The 15759-nt window shown below is 65.7% G+C and carries 15 protein-coding genes; 4 read left to right on the top strand and 11 right to left on the bottom strand.

Annotation, left to right across the window (positions count from 1 at the left end; translation table 11 throughout):
- Positions 1-27: 27 nt before the first annotated feature.
- The 5 genes from RIdsm_RS25295 to RIdsm_RS25275 form a co-directional block, all read right to left on the bottom strand.
- The gene (locus RIdsm_RS25295) at positions 28-495 is read right to left on the bottom strand and encodes an Hsp20 family protein (protein WP_057812306.1); all 468 of its coding nucleotides are present in this window, start codon (positions 493-495) and stop codon (positions 28-30) included.
- A gap of 120 nt (positions 496-615) precedes the next feature.
- The gene (locus RIdsm_RS25290; RefSeq protein WP_057812308.1) at positions 616-1428 is read right to left on the bottom strand and encodes a trypsin-like serine peptidase; all 813 of its coding nucleotides are present in this window, start codon (positions 1426-1428) and stop codon (positions 616-618) included.
- Positions 1429-1482: 54 nt separating this feature from the next.
- Entirely contained in the window at positions 1483-2805 is a 1323-nt protein-coding gene (gene glcF, locus RIdsm_RS25285) for a glycolate oxidase subunit GlcF (RefSeq protein ID WP_057812310.1), read from the bottom strand.
- Positions 2802-3956, bottom strand: a complete 1155-nt coding sequence (gene glcE, locus RIdsm_RS25280) for a glycolate oxidase subunit GlcE (RefSeq protein WP_057812312.1) — start codon at positions 3954-3956, stop codon at positions 2802-2804. Before glcE ends, glcF begins: the two co-directional genes overlap by 4 nt.
- Positions 3957-4006: 50 nt before the next feature.
- Entirely contained in the window at positions 4007-5446 is a 1440-nt protein-coding gene (locus RIdsm_RS25275; protein ID WP_057812314.1) for an FAD-linked oxidase C-terminal domain-containing protein, read from the bottom strand.
- Between the two features lie 135 nt (positions 5447-5581).
- Here RIdsm_RS25275 and RIdsm_RS25270 point away from each other — a divergent pair, with 135 nt between their 5' ends.
- A complete protein-coding gene (locus RIdsm_RS25270; RefSeq protein ID WP_057812315.1) occupies positions 5582-5941 on the top strand; it encodes a hypothetical protein in 360 nt (119 codons plus the stop codon).
- 3 nt (positions 5942-5944) lie between these two features.
- Here RIdsm_RS25270 and RIdsm_RS25265 read toward each other — a convergent pair whose 3' ends face one another.
- Genes RIdsm_RS25265 through RIdsm_RS25250 form a run of 4 tightly spaced genes read right to left on the bottom strand, consistent with a single transcriptional unit; the run spans position 5945 to position 12619 of the window.
- The gene (locus tag RIdsm_RS25265; protein WP_057812317.1) at positions 5945-7993 is read right to left on the bottom strand and encodes a hypothetical protein; all 2049 of its coding nucleotides are present in this window, start codon (positions 7991-7993) and stop codon (positions 5945-5947) included.
- Positions 7990-10740, bottom strand: coding sequence for a DUF4159 domain-containing protein (locus tag RIdsm_RS25260; protein ID WP_057812318.1), 2751 nt, complete (start codon positions 10738-10740; stop codon positions 7990-7992). The genes RIdsm_RS25265 and RIdsm_RS25260 overlap by 4 nt, the downstream gene beginning before the upstream one ends.
- Positions 10737-11615 (bottom strand): DUF58 domain-containing protein, encoded by an 879-nt coding sequence (locus RIdsm_RS25255; protein WP_057812320.1) that lies wholly within the window; start codon positions 11613-11615, stop codon positions 10737-10739. Before RIdsm_RS25255 ends, RIdsm_RS25260 begins: the two co-directional genes overlap by 4 nt.
- Complete coding sequence (locus RIdsm_RS25250) at positions 11612-12619, bottom strand: AAA family ATPase (RefSeq protein WP_057812321.1); 1008 nt, start codon at positions 12617-12619, stop codon at positions 11612-11614. The genes RIdsm_RS25255 and RIdsm_RS25250 overlap by 4 nt, the downstream gene beginning before the upstream one ends.
- Before the next feature lie 69 nt (positions 12620-12688).
- On the opposite strand from RIdsm_RS25250, the gene RIdsm_RS25245 reads away from it, so the two are divergent.
- Together RIdsm_RS25245 and RIdsm_RS25240 are read left to right on the top strand one after the other, a co-directional pair.
- Positions 12689-13279: a DUF1285 domain-containing protein gene (locus RIdsm_RS25245; RefSeq protein WP_057812322.1), complete on the top strand. Its 591-nt coding sequence runs from the start codon at positions 12689-12691 to the stop codon at positions 13277-13279.
- Entirely contained in the window at positions 13276-13974 is a 699-nt protein-coding gene (locus RIdsm_RS25240; protein WP_057812324.1) for an SDR family NAD(P)-dependent oxidoreductase, read from the top strand. Before RIdsm_RS25245 ends, RIdsm_RS25240 begins: the two co-directional genes overlap by 4 nt.
- Before the next feature lie 80 nt (positions 13975-14054).
- Here RIdsm_RS25240 and RIdsm_RS25235 read toward each other — a convergent pair whose 3' ends face one another.
- Positions 14055-14468, bottom strand: coding sequence for a universal stress protein (locus RIdsm_RS25235; RefSeq protein WP_057812327.1), 414 nt, complete (start codon positions 14466-14468; stop codon positions 14055-14057).
- Between the two features lie 235 nt (positions 14469-14703).
- On the opposite strand from RIdsm_RS25235, the gene RIdsm_RS25230 reads away from it, so the two are divergent.
- Positions 14704-15024 carry a BrnA antitoxin family protein gene (locus RIdsm_RS25230; RefSeq protein ID WP_057812329.1) on the top strand — a complete coding sequence of 107 codons (321 nt, stop codon included), beginning with the start codon at positions 14704-14706 and terminating at the stop codon, positions 15022-15024.
- A 9-nt stretch (positions 15025-15033) separates the two neighbouring features.
- Here the strand turns inward: RIdsm_RS25230 and RIdsm_RS25225 are convergent, their stop codons facing one another.
- Positions 15034-15591: a DUF4230 domain-containing protein gene (locus tag RIdsm_RS25225; RefSeq protein WP_057812331.1), complete on the bottom strand. Its 558-nt coding sequence runs from the start codon at positions 15589-15591 to the stop codon at positions 15034-15036.
- Positions 15592-15759: the final 168 nt, after the last annotated feature.

Raw genomic sequence — 15759 nt, 5'->3', positions numbered from 1 at the left:
GGCCGGGCGAAAGCCCGGCCCGATGCCTTAGTTGACGGTTTCCGCGTCGAGCACATCCTTTTCGACCGAGTCGCCGCTGGCGATGGCGATGCGGCGGGGCTTCAGCGCCTCGGGCACTTCGCGGACAAGGTCGATATGCAGCATGCCATCGGCATGGGATGCGCCGGTGACACGCACGTGATCGGCAAGCTGGAACTTGCGCTCGAACGCGCGAGTCGCGATGCCGCGATGCAGGAAGCTGCGCTGCGCGTCATCCTCGGCCTTGCGGGCCGATACGACGAGAGCGCCGTCCTTGACCTCGACCATCAGGTCGTCGGCGGCGAAACCGGCGACGGCGATCGAGATGCGATAGGCGTCATCGGCGGTCTTCTCGATGTTATAGGGGGGGTAGGTCGGCTGGTTCATGTCGGCAGACAGAACACGGTCCATCATGTCTGCGATCTGATCGAAACCAACGGTTGCACGGTAAAGCGGTGCAAGATCGAAGTTACGCATGGGTCATCCTCCTTTGAGCGATCCCTTATGTGGATGCCTTCCCACGGGGACAGGCAACGATATCTCCGGCCCGTCAGGCGGCGCCGGATATCGGTTATCTGGGAAAGCTTCGGGAGGATTTCAAGAGCCGCCGGGCTTGGCGAATTTGGCCCCCGTATCGCGCCGTTCGCCGAAGGTCGACATCTGCGGCGCGTCGGACTGGAAGAAGCCTTCTCCGGCGTCGAGGGCGGTTTTCAGATCCTGCAGCGGTTGCGTCAGCTGGGTGCCGAGCGAGACCTTGCGGCCCTCGACCTGTGCCATGGCGGAGACCACCGAGACCACGCGGGGCTGGCCCGAGCTGAAGCTGAAGATCGGGGCGCCGGACGCGCCGAAATCGACGTCGCAGGACATCACCAGAACGCCCTGCTGGCGGGCCACCACGTCGCAGATTTCCTGCAGCGAAGGCGCTTCCGACCGGTCGCGCGCATAGGAGACGATGCCGATCTCCTGCCCCTTCATGGGGCGTTCATCGGTCAGGAAGGGCACGACCTGGGTGTTCTGGATCGGGTGGAACAGCTCGAGCAGGGCCACGTCGTTGCGCACCCGGTCGGCCGAAACGGCGGCCTGGTAGACATAGTCGGGATGCGAGACAGCGCGGCGGATCTTGCGGTAGGCCGACGCGCGGCCGTTGCGCCACCCGGCGAGGAATTCGATCCGGGCGTGGTCGACCCGCTTGCCGGTGCGCTTGTCAAAAAGGCAGTGCGCCGCCGTCAGCACGAGATTCGGCGCGATGAGCGCCCCGGTACAAAAGCCGCGCCCGTCGATGTCGAGCCGTCCGACGGCCTCCCATCCGCGGCCGTCATCGCCGGTGTCGAGCCGTTTCAACCGGGTGTCGGCCAGTGCCGTGCCCACGGACAGGATTAGAATGATAAGCGCCGTGACAGGTCGGAACATTGCCCCTCCGATGGATCTTGTTTCGAAGGTGGCTAGCAATCCATTTGGGCCAAATTAGGGCGTGCCGCGCAGGTTCGGAACAGGTGTGCCGCTTTCGGTCAGCGCGGGCGGTGTCGGCCCGCCCGTGGCCCAGTCGAGCAGCTCGACCGTGTGCACCACCGGCACCTTGGTGCCGGTGCCGATCTGCATCATGCAGCCGATATTGCCGGCGGCGATGATGTCGGGGCTCTTCGCTTCCAGCGTGCGGACCTTGCGGTCTTTCAGTTGTTTCGAGATGGCGGGCTGCATCAGGTTGTAGGTGCCCGCACTGCCGCAGCAGAGATGGCTGTCGGCGGGTTCCGACACGGCAAACCCGGCGCGTTTGAGCAAGTCTTTGGGGTAGGTCTTGATCTTCTGCCCGTGCTGCAGGGAGCAGGCGGCATGATAGGCGACGTTGACGCCCTTGTCGTCCCCCTCGGGCAGGTCGAGCGTCATCAGGAGTTCCGAGACGTCCATCGCGATGTCCGAGACGCGCGCGGCATCGTCGGCCAAAGCCTCCTGACGGAACATGTGGCCGTAATCCTTCACGGTCGTGCCGCAGCCAGAGGTGTTGATGACGATGGCATCGAGCCCGTCGCCATCCATTTCCTTCGCCCAGGCGCGGATGTTCTTCGCGGCGGTGGCGTGGCTGTCTTTCGTCTTACCCATGTGGTGGGTCAGCGCCCCGCAACAGCCGGCGCCTTCCGCCACGACCACCTCACAGCCGAGGCGAGTGAGCAGGCGGATCGTGGCGTCGTTGATATCGGTGTTCAGCGCTTTCTGCGCACAGCCCGTCATCAGCGCCACGCGCTTGCGGCGTTCGCCCTGCGCCGGAAAGGTCTGTGGGTCGTCGTTGCGGCTGACCGGCGGAATGCGCTTCGGCGCCATTTCCAGCATCGCCTTGAGCCGCGCGTCGGGCATCAGGAAGGCGAAGGGCCGCCCGAGCTTCGCCCCCAGCAGGGCAAGGCGGAAGCGGGTCGGATAAGGCAGGATTTGCGCCAACGTCCAGCGCAATGCCCGCTCGTGGAGCGGCCGCTGGTAGCGTTCCTCGATGTATTCCCGCGCGTGGTCGACCAGGTGCATGTAATGCACGCCCGAGGGGCAGGTTGTCATGCAGGCGAGGCAGGACAGGCACCGGTCGATATGCTTGACGGTCTTCTCGTCGGGCTGCCGGTCGTTTTCCAGCATGTCCTTGATCAGGTAGATGCGCCCGCGCGGGCTGTCGAGCTCGTCGCCCAGCACCTGGTAGGTGGGGCAGGTGGCGGTGCAGAACCCGCAATGCACACAGGCGCGCAGGATCTCGTTCGAGCGCGCGATGGCGGGGTCTTTCAGCTGGGTCTCGGTGAATTCGGTCTTCATTCGGTTGCCTCGGCTGCCTGTGCCATGAGCCCGGGGTTGAGCAGGCCCTTGGGGTCGAACCGCTTGCGCAGGCCATCCTGCAGTGCTGCCACCGGGGGCGAAAGCGGCTGGAACACGCCGCCGCCCCGCGTGCCGCGGATCAGGGTGGCGTGGCCGCCGGTTTCGTTCACGGTGTGGCGGATGTCACTGGCGGATTTGCCCTTGGGCACGCGCAGCCAGATCAGCCCGCCGCCCCAGTCGTAGAGCGCCTCGGCGCCGTCGATCCTTGCCACCAGCCCGGGCGCGTCGGTGGGTTTGACCGAGAGGCGCCAGATATCGCCTTCTCCGTCGTGGAAGGGCTGCACATCGCGGATGGCGCGCCAGGTTTCTTTCGTGCTTTCCGGGTCGGTGTCGATGCTGAACTCCCCGGAAGCCGCAAGCAATTTCCGAAGTTCCGCCGCGCGGTAGGCGACAGAGGCCTCGGTGCCTTCGATCCGGAGCAATGTGCGCGGCGTGCCGTCGGGGCCGGCCTGCATATGCGCGGCGCCGGTCACCTCGTAGGGCGAACCCAACGCACGGCAAAGGGCGGCGATGGCCTGCTCGTCGCTTAAGCCCACACAGTTGAGGGAGCCGGTCACCTGCGTCTTCGGCAACACCTTCAGCGCCACCTCGGTCAGGATGCCCAGCGTGCCGTAGCTGCCCGCCATCAGCTTGACGAGGTCATAGCCGGTGACGTTCTTCATCACCCGCCCGCCATTGCGGATCACCTCGCCCCGCCCGTCGACAAAGCGCACGCCCAAAAGGAAATCCCGCGCCGCGCCGCACTGGATGCGCCGAGGGCCGGAGACGTTGGCGGCGAAGACACCGCCGATGGTGGGCTCGCCTTCGGTACCCAGAAGCCTGCGATGGTCCATCGGTTCGAAGGCCAGCCGCTGGCCTTCGGCTGCGAGCGCCTCTTCGATCTCGGCCAGCGGTGTACCGGCCCGGGCAACCATTGTCAGCGCGCCGGGCTCGTAAAGGTCGATGCCCGACAGCTCGGCAGTTGTCAGCGGCGCTCCGTTCACCGGTACGCCGATCGGCCGCGTGCCGCCGCCCCTGATCCTCAGTGGCTCGCCCGTGTCGCGGACAATTTCGGCCAGTTCTGCCTCGGTTTCGGGCCTAAGGTCTTTCATTGTTCGAAAAATACTCCGGGGTGAGGCCGCAGGCCGAGGGGCGGCGCCCCTTACTCGGCGGCGATCCTGTGTGCGTCGGACGCGGCGAGCGGGAAGACCTTGGCGGGGTTCAGCAGCCATTTCGGGTCGAACACATCCTTCACGGCCATCTGCAGGCCGAGGTCCTTCTCGCCATACTGATGCGCCATCAGGTCGCGTTTCTCGATGCCGACACCGTGCTCGCCGGTCAGGCATCCACCCACCTCGACGCAGAGCTTGAGGATCTCGGCGCCGAATGCCTCGCAGGTCTCGAGGTCACCGGGCTTGTTGGCGTCGAACAGGATCAGCGGGTGCATGTTGCCGTCGCCCGCGTGGAACACGTTGGCCACGTCGAGGCCGAATTCCTTCGACATCTCGCCGATGCGTTTGAGAACGTAGGGCAATTGACTGACAGGGATCGTGCCGTCGAGGCACATGTAGTCATTGATGTTGCCCATGGCGCCGAAGGCCGATTTGCGGCCGAGCCAGATCTTGGCGCTTTCCTCGGCCGAACCGCTCTGGCGCAGTTCCACCGGGTCGTGGGTGCGGGCGATGCTCATGATGGTTTCGAGCTGTTCGTCGATCTCGGCCTCGCTGCCCTCTACCTCGACGATCAGCAGCGCCTCGCAATCGGGGTAGCCGGCCTTGGCGAAATCCTCGGTGGCACGGATGCAGGGGCGGTCCATGAACTCGATCGCCACGGGCAGGACGCCCGCCTTGATGATGTCGGAGACACAGGCGCCGGCGACCTCGTTCGAGTCGAACCCGATCAGGACGGGCCGCGCGCCTTCCGGCTTGTGGAGGATGCGCAGGGTGGCTTCGGTGACAACACCAAGCTGTCCTTCCGAGCCGCAGATCAGGCCGAGCAGGTCATAGCCTTCGGCGTCGAGATGTGCGCCGCCGATTTCGGTGACCGTGCCGTCCATCAGCACCATGGTCACGCCGAGCAGGTTGTTAGTGGTCACCCCGTATTTCAGGCAATGCGCCCCGCCCGAGTTCATCGCGATGTTGCCCGCGATGGCGCAGGCAAGTTGCGACGAGGGGTCGGGCGCGTAGAAATACCCGTCTTCCTCGACCGCGCCGGTGACGGACAGGTTGGTGCGGCCCGATTGCACCCGGATGAAGCGGTTTTCGTAGTCGGTTTCCAGCACCTCGTTAAGGCGGGCCACACCGAGGATCACGCTGTCTTCGGTCGGAAGCGCCCCGCCGGCGAGCGACGTGCCCGAGCCGCGCGGTACCACCGGTACGCCCATTTCGTGGCAGATGCGCAGCACGTCCGAGACTTCCTGCGTCGACGAGGGTAGCACCGCGGCGAGTGGCGGGCACTTGTAGGCGGTCAGGGCGTCACACTCGTAAGCGCGGGTTTCGGCCGGGTCGGAGATGACCGCCTCGGCGGGCAGAATGTCCTGTAGGCGGGCGACGAGATCGGCCTTTTTCGACAGGATGTCCGGGTTGGGGGCAGGCATTTCCATGGGAGCCTCCTTAATTGGTAAAGTAATATAACCAATTGGCCGTTGCGGCAAGATGGGTCATGCTGCCACAAGGTTGCGGTGATTGCACACAAAGACGTGACCGACTGACACACGATTCGCACCTAAGGTTGCCGGATGAAAACGAGGTGGCTTCCCCTGATCGCGGCGCTTGCGGCCGGACCGGCACTGGCGGGCGACCCCGTCGTGAAGGGTGTGACGGTCGAGAAGGTCGGCATGCTGTGGAACGTTCATGTCACGCTGGAGCATCCCGATACCGGCTGGGATCATTTTGCCGACGGGTGGGAGGTGCTCGACAAGCACGGCAAGAAGCTGGCCTATCGCGAGCTGATGCACCCGCATGTGAAGGAACAGCCCTTTACCCGGTCGATCAGCGGTGTCGTCATTCCCGACGGAACAAGAGAGATTTTCATCAAGCCGCATTGTTCGGTGCATGGCTGGTCGAAGACGCTGATGCGGGTGGAGCTGTCGCCCTGAGCGTCAGCGCCGCCCTTCCCTGAGCCATCCAGCCACGATCAGCGCCGCCGCCAGCGCCAACACCAGCCATGCAGGCAGAAGCGGCAGCTGCGTGACGGCGCGGGTTTCGTAGGCGCCGCGCGGGGTGATGCCGATCCAGCCGCGGCCGGCGGCGGGGCGGCCTTCACGCACCTCGCGGATGCGCGGCAGGCCATCGGCCAGCGCCAGTGCGCCGCCGTTCGTGCCGTCGATCACCTCGGATAGCGGCTCGGCGCTGGCGATCGTTTCCTCGAACTCCACCGGAGAGGCGGGGCCGAGGCCGATCACGGCGGTATGCTCTCCGTTTTCGAGCCGGTAGAGGCCGATCTCCGGCCCGTCGAACAGGGTTTCGAACCGGCCGGGCGAAACCTCTTCCAGTTCCATCTCCATCACTTCGCCCGATGGCGTGGTGATGGTGACGGGCCCGACCGTTTCCGAGAGCGAGCGGCGGATGATGCGCATCTGCTGGCCCGTTGCCTCGGCCCAGAGGGCTTCTTCCTCGAGCTCAGGTTCTTTCATCATCCAGTGCGCCAGGCGGCGGAGCAATTCGAGCTGTGGCCCGCCACCCTCGAAGCCCCGGTTCCAGAGCCACGCGTGGTCGGAGCCGAGCAGCGCCACGCGGCCTTCGCCAACGCGGTCGAGCACCAGGAGCGGGCTATCATCCGCGCCGGTCATCACCACGTCGCCGGTGGGCTCGGTCAGTTCGATCTGGCGCATCCAGCGGCCCCAGCCCTCTTCGCCCTCGGGTTCCAGGCCGGCGGTGACCGGGTGGCGCTGGCCCAGGTCGGTGACCTGTGGCCGGAAGCGGCGTTCGATGACCCGTGCGGTCGGGCGGGCGGGCACGACGGCTTCGAGCGGGGTGCGGTAAAGGCTGTCGGCGCTGGCAAAGTCAGGCCCCGCGGCGATCAGCACCGCGCCGCCGGTTTCGACATAGTCGCGCACGTTGTCGAGGTAGATCGAGGGCAGGATGCCGCGCCGCTTGTAGCGGTCGAAGATGATGAGGTCGAAATCCTCGATCTTCTCGAGGAACAGTTCGCGCGTCGGGAAGGCGATGAGCGAAAGTTCCCGTACCGGCACGCCATCCTGCTTTTCGGGCGGGCGGAGGATGGTGAAATGCACGAGGTCGACCGAGCTGTCGGATTTCAGCAGGTTGCGCCAGGTGCGCCCCCCGGCATGCGGCTCGCCCGAGACCAGCAGCACCGAGAGGCGGTCGCGCACGCCGTTGATCTGAACCAGCGCGGTGTTGTTGCGGTCGGTCAGTTCTCCTTCGGCCTCTGGGGTGGAGAATTGCAGCACGTTGCGGCCCCCATGGGGCAGGGTCAGGGGCAGATCGATGTCCTGTCCGACGGGCAGTTGAAAGCGCTGGGGCTCCTCGCCGTCGATGGAAACATCGACCGGCACGGTTCCCACGCCCTCGGGCGCGGCGCCGTCGTCTTCGATGCGCAGGGTCATGGTGATCTCTTCGCCGAGGATGCCGAAGGCGGGGGCGTTGTCGACTGTCAGCTTGCGATCCCAATCTTCCTCGCGGCCGGTGTGCAGCAGGTGCAGCGGCGCAGGCAGGCCCGGGGCGCGGTCGAGATCGTGCAGGCGGCCATCGGAAAGCAGGATCGCGCCGGCGACACGGCCGCTCGGTTCCTCGGCCAAGGCTTCCGAGAGGGCCGTCATCAGCTGGGTGCCGGTGTTGTCGGTGCCGTCCGGCACGGCGATGCGGCGCACCTCGGTGTTCTCGCGCGCCTCGAGGCGGGCGGCCAGGGCGTCGGCGGCCTCTGTCGTGGTGGTGGCCCGGTCGGCAAGGCGCTGGCTGGCGGACTGATCCTCGAGCAGCAGCACGATGTCGGTGAGTGGATCGCGCTCTTCCTGCTGGTAGACGGGCCCGGCGAGTGCGGCGATCACCACCAGCGCGGCGAGCCCGCGCAGGGGCCAGCCGGAAAGGCCGCGGATCAGTGCCAGGGCAATACCGACGATGGCCATGCCGCCAAGGCATGCGATCAGCCACCATGGCAGCAGCGGGTCGAAGACGATCGAACCGGTCATTGGCCAAGCCTGTCGAGCAGTGCTGGCACGTGCACCTGGTCGGATTTGTAGTTGCCGGTCAGGACGTGCATCACGAGGTTGACGCCGAAGCGGTAGGCCAGTTCGCGCTGCCGCTCGCCGGCATAGCCGCGGCCCACCGGGAACATCGGGTTGCCCATCTCATCCATCGCCCAGGCCGCTGCCCAATCGTTGCCGCCGATCACCACGGGCGTAACATTGTCGTTGAGGTTGCGAAACGGCATGCCCTCGACTTTTTCGGCATCGGCCGGCGCGGCCTCGACCCAGACGCCGCGGCCCGAGAAGCGGCCGGGGAAATCCTGCAGCAGGTAGAAGGTGCGGGTGAGCACGTGATCCTCGGGGATGGGTTCGAGTGGCGGGATGTCGAGCGGTCGGGCGAGGCGTTGCAGCTTCTGCCCGTTGGGCGAAGAGGCGCCGAAGCCCGCGACGTTGGCGTCGCGCGTGTCGAACAGGATCATGCCACCGGTGCGCAGGTATTCGTTGAGCTTCACGTAAGCCTCGGCGGTGGGGATCGGCTGATCGGGGGTCACGGGCCAGTAGAGCAGCGGGTAGAGGGCGAGGTCGTCTTCCTCGAGGTTGACGCCGATCGGCTCGGAGGGCTCGACCGAGGTTCTGAAGTAGAGCGTTTCGCCAAGGCCACGCAGGCCCGCATGGGCGGCGTTGTCGAGCTGGCTGTCGCCGGTGAGGACATGGGCCAGAACCACCTCGGAGGCAGCGGCGAGCGCCTTGTCGCTTTCCTGTGCATCGGCGTGGTGGGGCATGGCCATCAGCGCGGCGAGGATCAGCGCGGCGCGCGCGGGCAGGAGGCGGCCGGAGAGGGCGAGCGAGGCGATGATGTCGGCCACCAGCAGCACGAGCGCTGCGGCCAGAAGCCAGCCGCCGAGCGGCGCCTCGGGCGGTCGGGCAAGGCCCTTGACGGGCACGTTCGCGGGCCATGCGGCCGGGCTCAGCGTGGTGTCTTCCTTGATCACGTTCAGGGCAAGCCGGCGGTCCGGCCCTTCGTAGAGCCCGGGGCGCAGGTTGGGCCCGATCTGGTCGGTGATAAGCTTCTCGCCATCCACGCCCGGAAGGGTGCCCGCGTCGTTCAGCGTGCCGAAGCCATCCAGCACCTCGACCGGTTGCCATGTCGTGCCCTGCATCTCCGACAAGTCCGGCAGGGCCACGGCAGAGGAGACGGCGAGCCGTTCGAGCATCTGCACGAAGAGGCCGGACAGCGGCAGTGTGGACCATTCGGCATTGGCCGTGACGTGGAACAGCACCACCTGCCCGGCGCCGATGCGCTTGCGAGTGACGAGCGGTGTGCCGTCGGTCAGCTGGGCGATCACGCGGGAGGCGAGCGTGGGGTCGGGCTGGGCCATGACCTGGGCAGAGACGGTGACGTCGTCGCTGAGCTCGAGGCCGAAGAAGGGGCTTTCCTCGGGGAAGGGCGCCAGCGACTTGGGTTCACCCCAGCTCATCGCGCCGCCGACGGTGCGGCCCCCCGCGCGCAGGCGGACAGGCATGAGCGGCGCTTCCTCGTCACGGGAGACGTCACTGGCGGCAAGGCGCGGGCCGGCGAAGCGGAGGAGCAGACCACCGTTCTCGGCCCATTCCAGCAGTTCCGATTGCTCGGCGCCCGAGAGCGTCGCGACATCGGCCAGAACGATCACGTCGGGGTTGGCGGGCAGTACGTCGATCAACGCGCCGTCGAGGATATCGGCGGAGGGGATCAATGCCTGTTCGAGGTAATGCAGCGGCGAGAGCAGTTCGAGGCCTTCGCGGTCTTCCCGTCCGGCGATGAGCGCGACCTCGCGGCGGCGGAGGCTGTCATCGGTGAGGGTGACGGCGCCGGCGTGGCGCTGGCCGGCGATCTCGAACCGGGTGAGACGGGCGCGGAGTTCGGCGGGTAGCGACAGGTCGCCGGTGGCGGTGGTGGCGTCGGCCTCGAAGGTGAGCGGCATGGTGGCCAGCATGCGCGGTGTGCCGGATGGGTCGCGGCCATGGGCCTCTATCGTGACCTCGCGGGGCGTGCCGCTGCGGGCGCGGGTGGCGGTGAGTTGCACGGCGCCGTCGTTGATCGTGGCGGGGGCGAGGGCGATCACCGGGGCGGGGCTTTCGAAGACGGTGACGGGGCCACGCGATTGCAGTTCCGAAAGGAGCCGTTCGCGGCCGTCGCGGGCCAGACCGTCGGAGAACCAGCGCGTTTCGAAATCCTCGTCGCCTAGCATTGCGGCGGCTTCGGCCATGGCGCCGGGGGTGGCCTGCCACGGGGCGGGGGCGAGGCCGGAGAGGCGACTGCGCCATGTCTCGGCGGCCTGGAAATTGGGGGCCTCCGGTTCCGTCAGGCGGAGAATGGCGACGGGCCGGGTTTCGCGCCCCGCTTCGGCCAGCATCGAGTCGAGCAGCGCCTCTTGGGCGGGCCAGTCGCGGGCGGCGGCCCAGGAGCCGTCGAGCACGATCAGCAGCGGGCCGGTGGCGACGGTTTCGCCATCGGCGCGGGGGTTCAGGACCGGGCCGGCGAGGCCGACGATCAGCGCCGCGACCGCCAGCATCCGCAGGAGCAGAAGCCACCACGGGGTGCGGTCGGTGACGGTATCGTCATCGGACAGGCCCAGTAGCAGCGCCACGCCGGGGAAGCGGCGGCGGATCGGGGCGGGGGGCACGGCGCGGAGCAGAATCCAAAGGATCGGCAGCGCCGCGAGGGCCAGAAGGAGCCACGGGGCGGTGAAGCCTATGGGGCCCAGCATCATCTTGACGGCCCCCCGTCAAATGCCCGGAAGAGCCAGAGCAGCGCCGATTGGGCGCTGTCGCTGGTGTGGTGCAGGCCGTATTGCCAACCGGTCGTGGCGCAGAGCGATTGCAGCTCGGCCTTCCTCTCGGCAAGGCGGGCGAGGTAGCGGTCGCGCAGTTCGGAGGCCTTGAGGGTTTCATGCGCCAGCGTACCGCCGACGCTTTCGAAGATGGTGCGGCCGCGATAGGGGAACGCCTCTTCCGCGGGGTCGAGCACCTGTAGCAGAACGCCTTGTACACCGCGGTCGGCGGCGCCGGTCAGAGCGGTGCGTGCGGCGTCGATATCGCCCATGAAGTCGGAGACGAAGAGCGCGCGGCCATGGGGCAGCATGCCCTTGCTTTCCGGATGGCCGTAATCGTCGGCGCCATCCTTGGTGAGGGCCTGGGCGAGCCGCATCATCTGGGCCTCGCCGCGTCGCGGGGGCAGGTCGGCGCCGGCCAGCCCGACACGCTCGCCGGCGCGGTTCAGCAGGATCGCCACGGCCAGCGCCAGAAGGCGGGCGCGGTCAGATTTCTCGGCGTATTTCTCATCCGAGGCGAAGCGCATGGAGGCGGCGTTGTCGACCCAGATCACCACGCTTTGCGCGATCTGCCATTCTCGCTGGCGGATGAATTGCGAGTCGGACCGGGCCGAGCGGCGCCAGTCGATGAAGCGGCGTTCGTCGCCGGCCTGAACGGGCCGGTATTGCCAGAAATCGTCGCCCATCCCCGCGCGGCGGCGGCCGTGCTCGCCCAGAAGGACGGTGCCGGCCAGGTGTTCCGCCCGCGCCAGAAGCGGGGGAAGGCGGGCCGCCTCCTGTTCGGCCCGCGCGCGGAGGGGGGCGACGTTCGTCAAGCGGCGGCCTCGATGCGGGTGATGTCGGCGACGGTATCGGCGATCAGGCCATCGAGGCTTTCGCCGCTGGCGCGGGCCGCGAAGGTCAGGGCCATGCGGTGGGTGAGCACCGGCTGGGCCATCGCGGCGACGTCATCGGCATCCGGCGCGAGGCGACCCTGAAGCATGGCGCGGGCGCGCACGGTGAGCATCAGCGCCTGTGCCGCCCGCGGGCCGGGGCCCCAGGCGACCGAGCGCCGCACAGTGTCGGAGGCCGACGCGTCATCGGGGCGGAAGGCGCGGACGAGGTCGAGGATCATCTCCATCACGCTTTCACCCACGGGCATGCGACGCAAGAGGGTCTGGGCCGCGATCAGTTCCTCGGCGGTGAAGACCTGGTGGGCGTCTTCCTCGGCCACGCCGGTGGTGGCGAGAAGGATGTCACGCTCGGTGTCGCGGTCGGGATACTTGACGTCGATCTGCACGAGGAAGCGGTCGAGCTGGGCCTCGGGGAGGGGGTAGGTGCCTTCCTGTTCGATGGGGTTCTGGGTGGCCAGAACGTGGAAGGGTGGCGTGAGCGGGCGGTCTTCGCCGGCCACCGTGACTTGCCGTTCCTGCATCGCTTGCAGGAGGGCCGATTGCGTTCTGGGGCTGGCGCGGTTGATCTCGTCGGCCATCAGGAGTTGGCAGAAGATCGGGCCGGCGATGAACTTGAAATCGCGGGTGCCGTCGGCGCCGGTTTCCAGCACCTCGGAGCCGAGGATGTCGGAGGGCATCAGGTCGGGCGTGAACTGGATGCGGTTGCTGTCGAGGCCCATGACGGTGGAGAGCGTTTCGACCAGCCGTGTCTTGCCGAGGCCGGGCAGGCCGATCAAGAGGCCGTGGCCGCCGCACAGGAGCGCCGAGAGCGACAGGTCGACGACCCGCTGCTGCCCGATGAACCGGCGGGTGATCGAGGCGCGTGCCTCGGCCAGCTTGGCCTCGAGCGCTTCGATTCCCTGCACCAGATCCGCATCGTCTGACATGGCAAAACTCCTGTGCACACTATATCCCTGTGAATGAGTGTATCGCGCAGAACGCAAATGGCAAAAGCAATGAGCAAAGAAACGATCAACTCCCCGTCAGCGGACAGCCTGGCCGAGGCGGCCAAGAAGGCGCAGGGCAAGGGGCTGCCGCCCATACACCAGTGGACCCCTGATTTTTCAGGGGATCTGGACATGCGGATCGCCCGTGACGGCACGTGGTTTCACGAGGGGACTCCGATCAATCGCGAGGGGTTGGTGCGGCTGTTTTCGACCATTCTGAAGCGGGAAGGGGACGACTATTTTTTGGTCACTCCGGTCGAGAAATGGCGGATCGAGGTGGAGGATGCGCCGTTTGTCGCCGTGGATTTCGAGGCGGAAGGCGCGGGCGAGGGGCAGAGCCTGGTGTTCGAGACCAACGTGGGCGACCGGGTGGTCGCCGGAGAAGGCAACCCGATTCGGGTGGAGCGGGACGGGGAGACCGGGGAGCCGTCGCCCTATGTGATGGTGCGTGACGGGCTGGAGGCGCTCATTGACCGGAAGAGTTTCTACCGGCTGGTGGAGATTGGCGAGGAGCGGGATGGCTGGTTCGGGCTTTGGTCGGACGGCGTGTTTTTCAAGGTGATCCCGGCCGAGGAGATGACGGTGGAGGACGACGGATGAGCAAGCCGCTGGCGGTGATCGTGGGCGTCGGGCCGGGGCTCTCGGCGTCGCTGGCGCGGCTGTTGTCGGGCGAGGGGTATGATGTGGTTCTGGCGGCAAGGGATGTCGGCAAACTGCAGGAGCTTTCGGTCGAGACGGGGGCGCAGGCGTTGGCGCTGGATGCCGTTGATATCAAGGCTGTTTCCGGGTTTTTCGAGGCGCTGGACCGGGCGCCGGAGGTGGTGATCTACAACCCCTCGGCACGGGTGCGGGGGCCTGTGGCGGAGCTTGATCCGGAGGAGGTGCGGAAGGCCGTGGAGGTGACGGCGTTCGGGGCATTCCTGACGGGGCAGGCGGCGGCGAAGCGGATGCTGGCCGTGGAGCCGGAAGGCGGCGTGCGGGGCACGATATTGTTCACCGGGGCGTCGGCCGGGGTGAAGGGGTTTCCGCAATCGGCCACCTTCGCGATGGGCAAGTTTGCCCAGCGGGGGCTGGCCGAGAGCATGGCGCGGGAGCTGCATCCGCAAGGGATTCACGTGGCCTGGGTCAATATCGACGGGGCGATCAGGAACCCGGGGCGGACGGAGCCTGCGGACAAGCCGGACAGCATGCTGGACCCCGACGCGATTGCGCGCGCCTATCTGGACCTGATCCGGCAGGACAGGTCGGCATGGTCGAACGAGTTAACGCTTCGCCCCTGGGTGGAGCGTTTCTGAACGCGGTGCGGTGGCCGTACTGCGCCGGGATGCAGATTGCCCCACCCGGGTTACCGGCAGGTTAAGCCGGGGGACGCAGGCTAGCTGCGCACCACGTAGACCGAACATTCGGCATGGGTGACCACGTGCGAGGCGGTCGTGCCGAGCAGGTAATCCTGCACCTTGGGGTTCGCGGCCTCCATCACGATGAGGTCGACATTGCGGTCGTCGGCGAGCTTGACGATCTGCCGGTGCACCGCGCCCTTGCGCACGACGGTCTCGACCTCGACATCGTCGGCGGGGTGCGCCTTGAGGAATTCCTGAAGCTGTTCGCCCCAGTAAATATCTGAATTGTATATGTTCAGGTTGCGCTCGATCTCGGGGGCGACGGTGGCGATGATGAGCTTGGCGCCACGGCGGCGGGCCATGTCGACAGCCTCGGAATAGGCGTTGTACTCGATCTTCGCGTGGCGAAGGTTGAGCGGGCAGAGGATGAGCTTGGTCTTCCGGGGCATTGCGGGGCCTTACGAATCAATGTGTTGACCTACGACCCTAGACGATTTCGCCTTTCTGTGGGGTTTCACTGCGACGGATGGGCGACGAAAGCGGTGTGCGGGGGGCTTCGGCAGGCCGGGAATCCGACGTCGGTATAACGTCGGTATTTTGTCGGTATCGCGTCGGTGCGGTGGGCAAAGGGTTTGGTTAGGATTTGGCGGCAGGCTGTGTTCCGGCAAGACAAGGAGCGTGGATATGGCCCGGAAAACCAAGACCCAGCGCATCGCCCAGGAGCGGCTGATGCATGACATGATCTACCTGATGCAGGACACATGGGTGCCCAAGCAGGTGGCCGAGGAGGTGCCCGAGGCGTGGCACACGCTGGAGCATGACCTCGACGTGACGGAGACGAAGGAGAAGGTGACGCTGTATCTCGATGCCTCGGTGGCGAAGTTCTACCGGGCGATGGGGAAGGGGTATCAGCGACGGATCAACCGGCTTCTGGGGACGTACGCGCATATGAAAGTGGCGGAAGAGGTGCGCATGGAGGCGATGTTGCGGAAGCGGTTGGGGTGATCGGGGGGGTTATGACTGGAAGTCTATTTCCTGAGGGCCGCCAAATTCGCGGATAATCGTTTGTATTCTGCTCTTTACCTGATCATTGGTAGGCATCATGCCAGACTGACGAATGAAGCTCTCGGCGTCATCCTTTAGTCTTTTACGGACCTTCGTTGCCTGGTCTTCATTCAAGGTTGATAAACGCTGGAGTAGCGTGGCGTTTCTGTAGAATTTTATGCTGTCATCCCTAATCTCCAGAGAAAAAATTTCGACGTCTGGTAACCGGATGGAATTGGAACTGACGTACTCTATCTTTGTTGTGTCAATCCCAACAAACGCAGTCACGATACCAATCCCAATGTAACCGTCGATCCCGAGTAGCGTGCTCGTCTCTTCGTCGGCCACAACAACTTGCGTCGTGATCTCATTCGTAACGAGTAATGAAACAGACTCATTGCTCAAGATCTCGGGCAGAGTAAGAGTTCGCTTCGATGTGGACATCTGTGAAAGCCAGATAATACCGAAGACCAGAATAATTGAGATTATCGCCCACTTAGGTGCTTCACGATAAAATCTACTGTTCATCAATTTTTTCCTAGATCGGAACAAACCTTGCCAGACCGAGCAGGAGTATCACAACGGCGATAACCATGATGATCTTCATTGAGCATCTACCTTTGCCTATCGGGCGAGTATCGAAACATCACTTATTCTTTTGAACTACAGTTCAACCACGCGCTCTAATGATAAGCA

The sequence above is a fragment of the Roseovarius indicus genome (assembly GCF_008728195.1).
Classification (GTDB): Bacteria; Pseudomonadota; Alphaproteobacteria; order Rhodobacterales; family Rhodobacteraceae; genus Roseovarius; species Roseovarius indicus.
The sequence above is the reverse complement of the archived record's forward strand: the minus strand, read 5'-3'. Positions and strand labels throughout refer to the sequence as shown.

Coding starts and splice junctions, on each gene's coding strand:
- RIdsm_RS25295 (WP_057812306.1), bottom strand. CDS start 495: ATGCGTAACTTCGATCTTGCACCGCTTTACCGTGCAACCGTTGGTTTC.
- RIdsm_RS25290 (WP_057812308.1), bottom strand. CDS start 1,428: ATGTTCCGACCTGTCACGGCGCTTATCATTCTAATCCTGTCCGTGGGC.
- glcF (WP_057812310.1), bottom strand. CDS start 2,805: ATGAAGACCGAATTCACCGAGACCCAGCTGAAAGACCCCGCCATCGCG.
- glcE (WP_057812312.1), bottom strand. CDS start 3,956: ATGAAAGACCTTAGGCCCGAAACCGAGGCAGAACTGGCCGAAATTGTC.
- RIdsm_RS25275 (WP_057812314.1), bottom strand. CDS start 5,446: ATGGAAATGCCTGCCCCCAACCCGGACATCCTGTCGAAAAAGGCCGAT.
- RIdsm_RS25270 (WP_057812315.1), top strand. CDS start 5,582: ATGAAAACGAGGTGGCTTCCCCTGATCGCGGCGCTTGCGGCCGGACCG.
- RIdsm_RS25265 (WP_057812317.1), bottom strand. CDS start 7,993: ATGACCGGTTCGATCGTCTTCGACCCGCTGCTGCCATGGTGGCTGATC.
- RIdsm_RS25260 (WP_057812318.1), bottom strand. CDS start 10,740: ATGATGCTGGGCCCCATAGGCTTCACCGCCCCGTGGCTCCTTCTGGCC.
- RIdsm_RS25250 (WP_057812321.1), bottom strand. CDS start 12,619: ATGTCAGACGATGCGGATCTGGTGCAGGGAATCGAAGCGCTCGAGGCC.
- RIdsm_RS25245 (WP_057812322.1), top strand. CDS start 12,689: ATGAGCAAAGAAACGATCAACTCCCCGTCAGCGGACAGCCTGGCCGAG.
- RIdsm_RS25240 (WP_057812324.1), top strand. CDS start 13,276: ATGAGCAAGCCGCTGGCGGTGATCGTGGGCGTCGGGCCGGGGCTCTCG.
- RIdsm_RS25235 (WP_057812327.1), bottom strand. CDS start 14,468: ATGCCCCGGAAGACCAAGCTCATCCTCTGCCCGCTCAACCTTCGCCAC.
- RIdsm_RS25230 (WP_057812329.1), top strand. CDS start 14,704: ATGGCCCGGAAAACCAAGACCCAGCGCATCGCCCAGGAGCGGCTGATG.
- RIdsm_RS25225 (WP_057812331.1), bottom strand. CDS start 15,591: ATGAACAGTAGATTTTATCGTGAAGCACCTAAGTGGGCGATAATCTCA.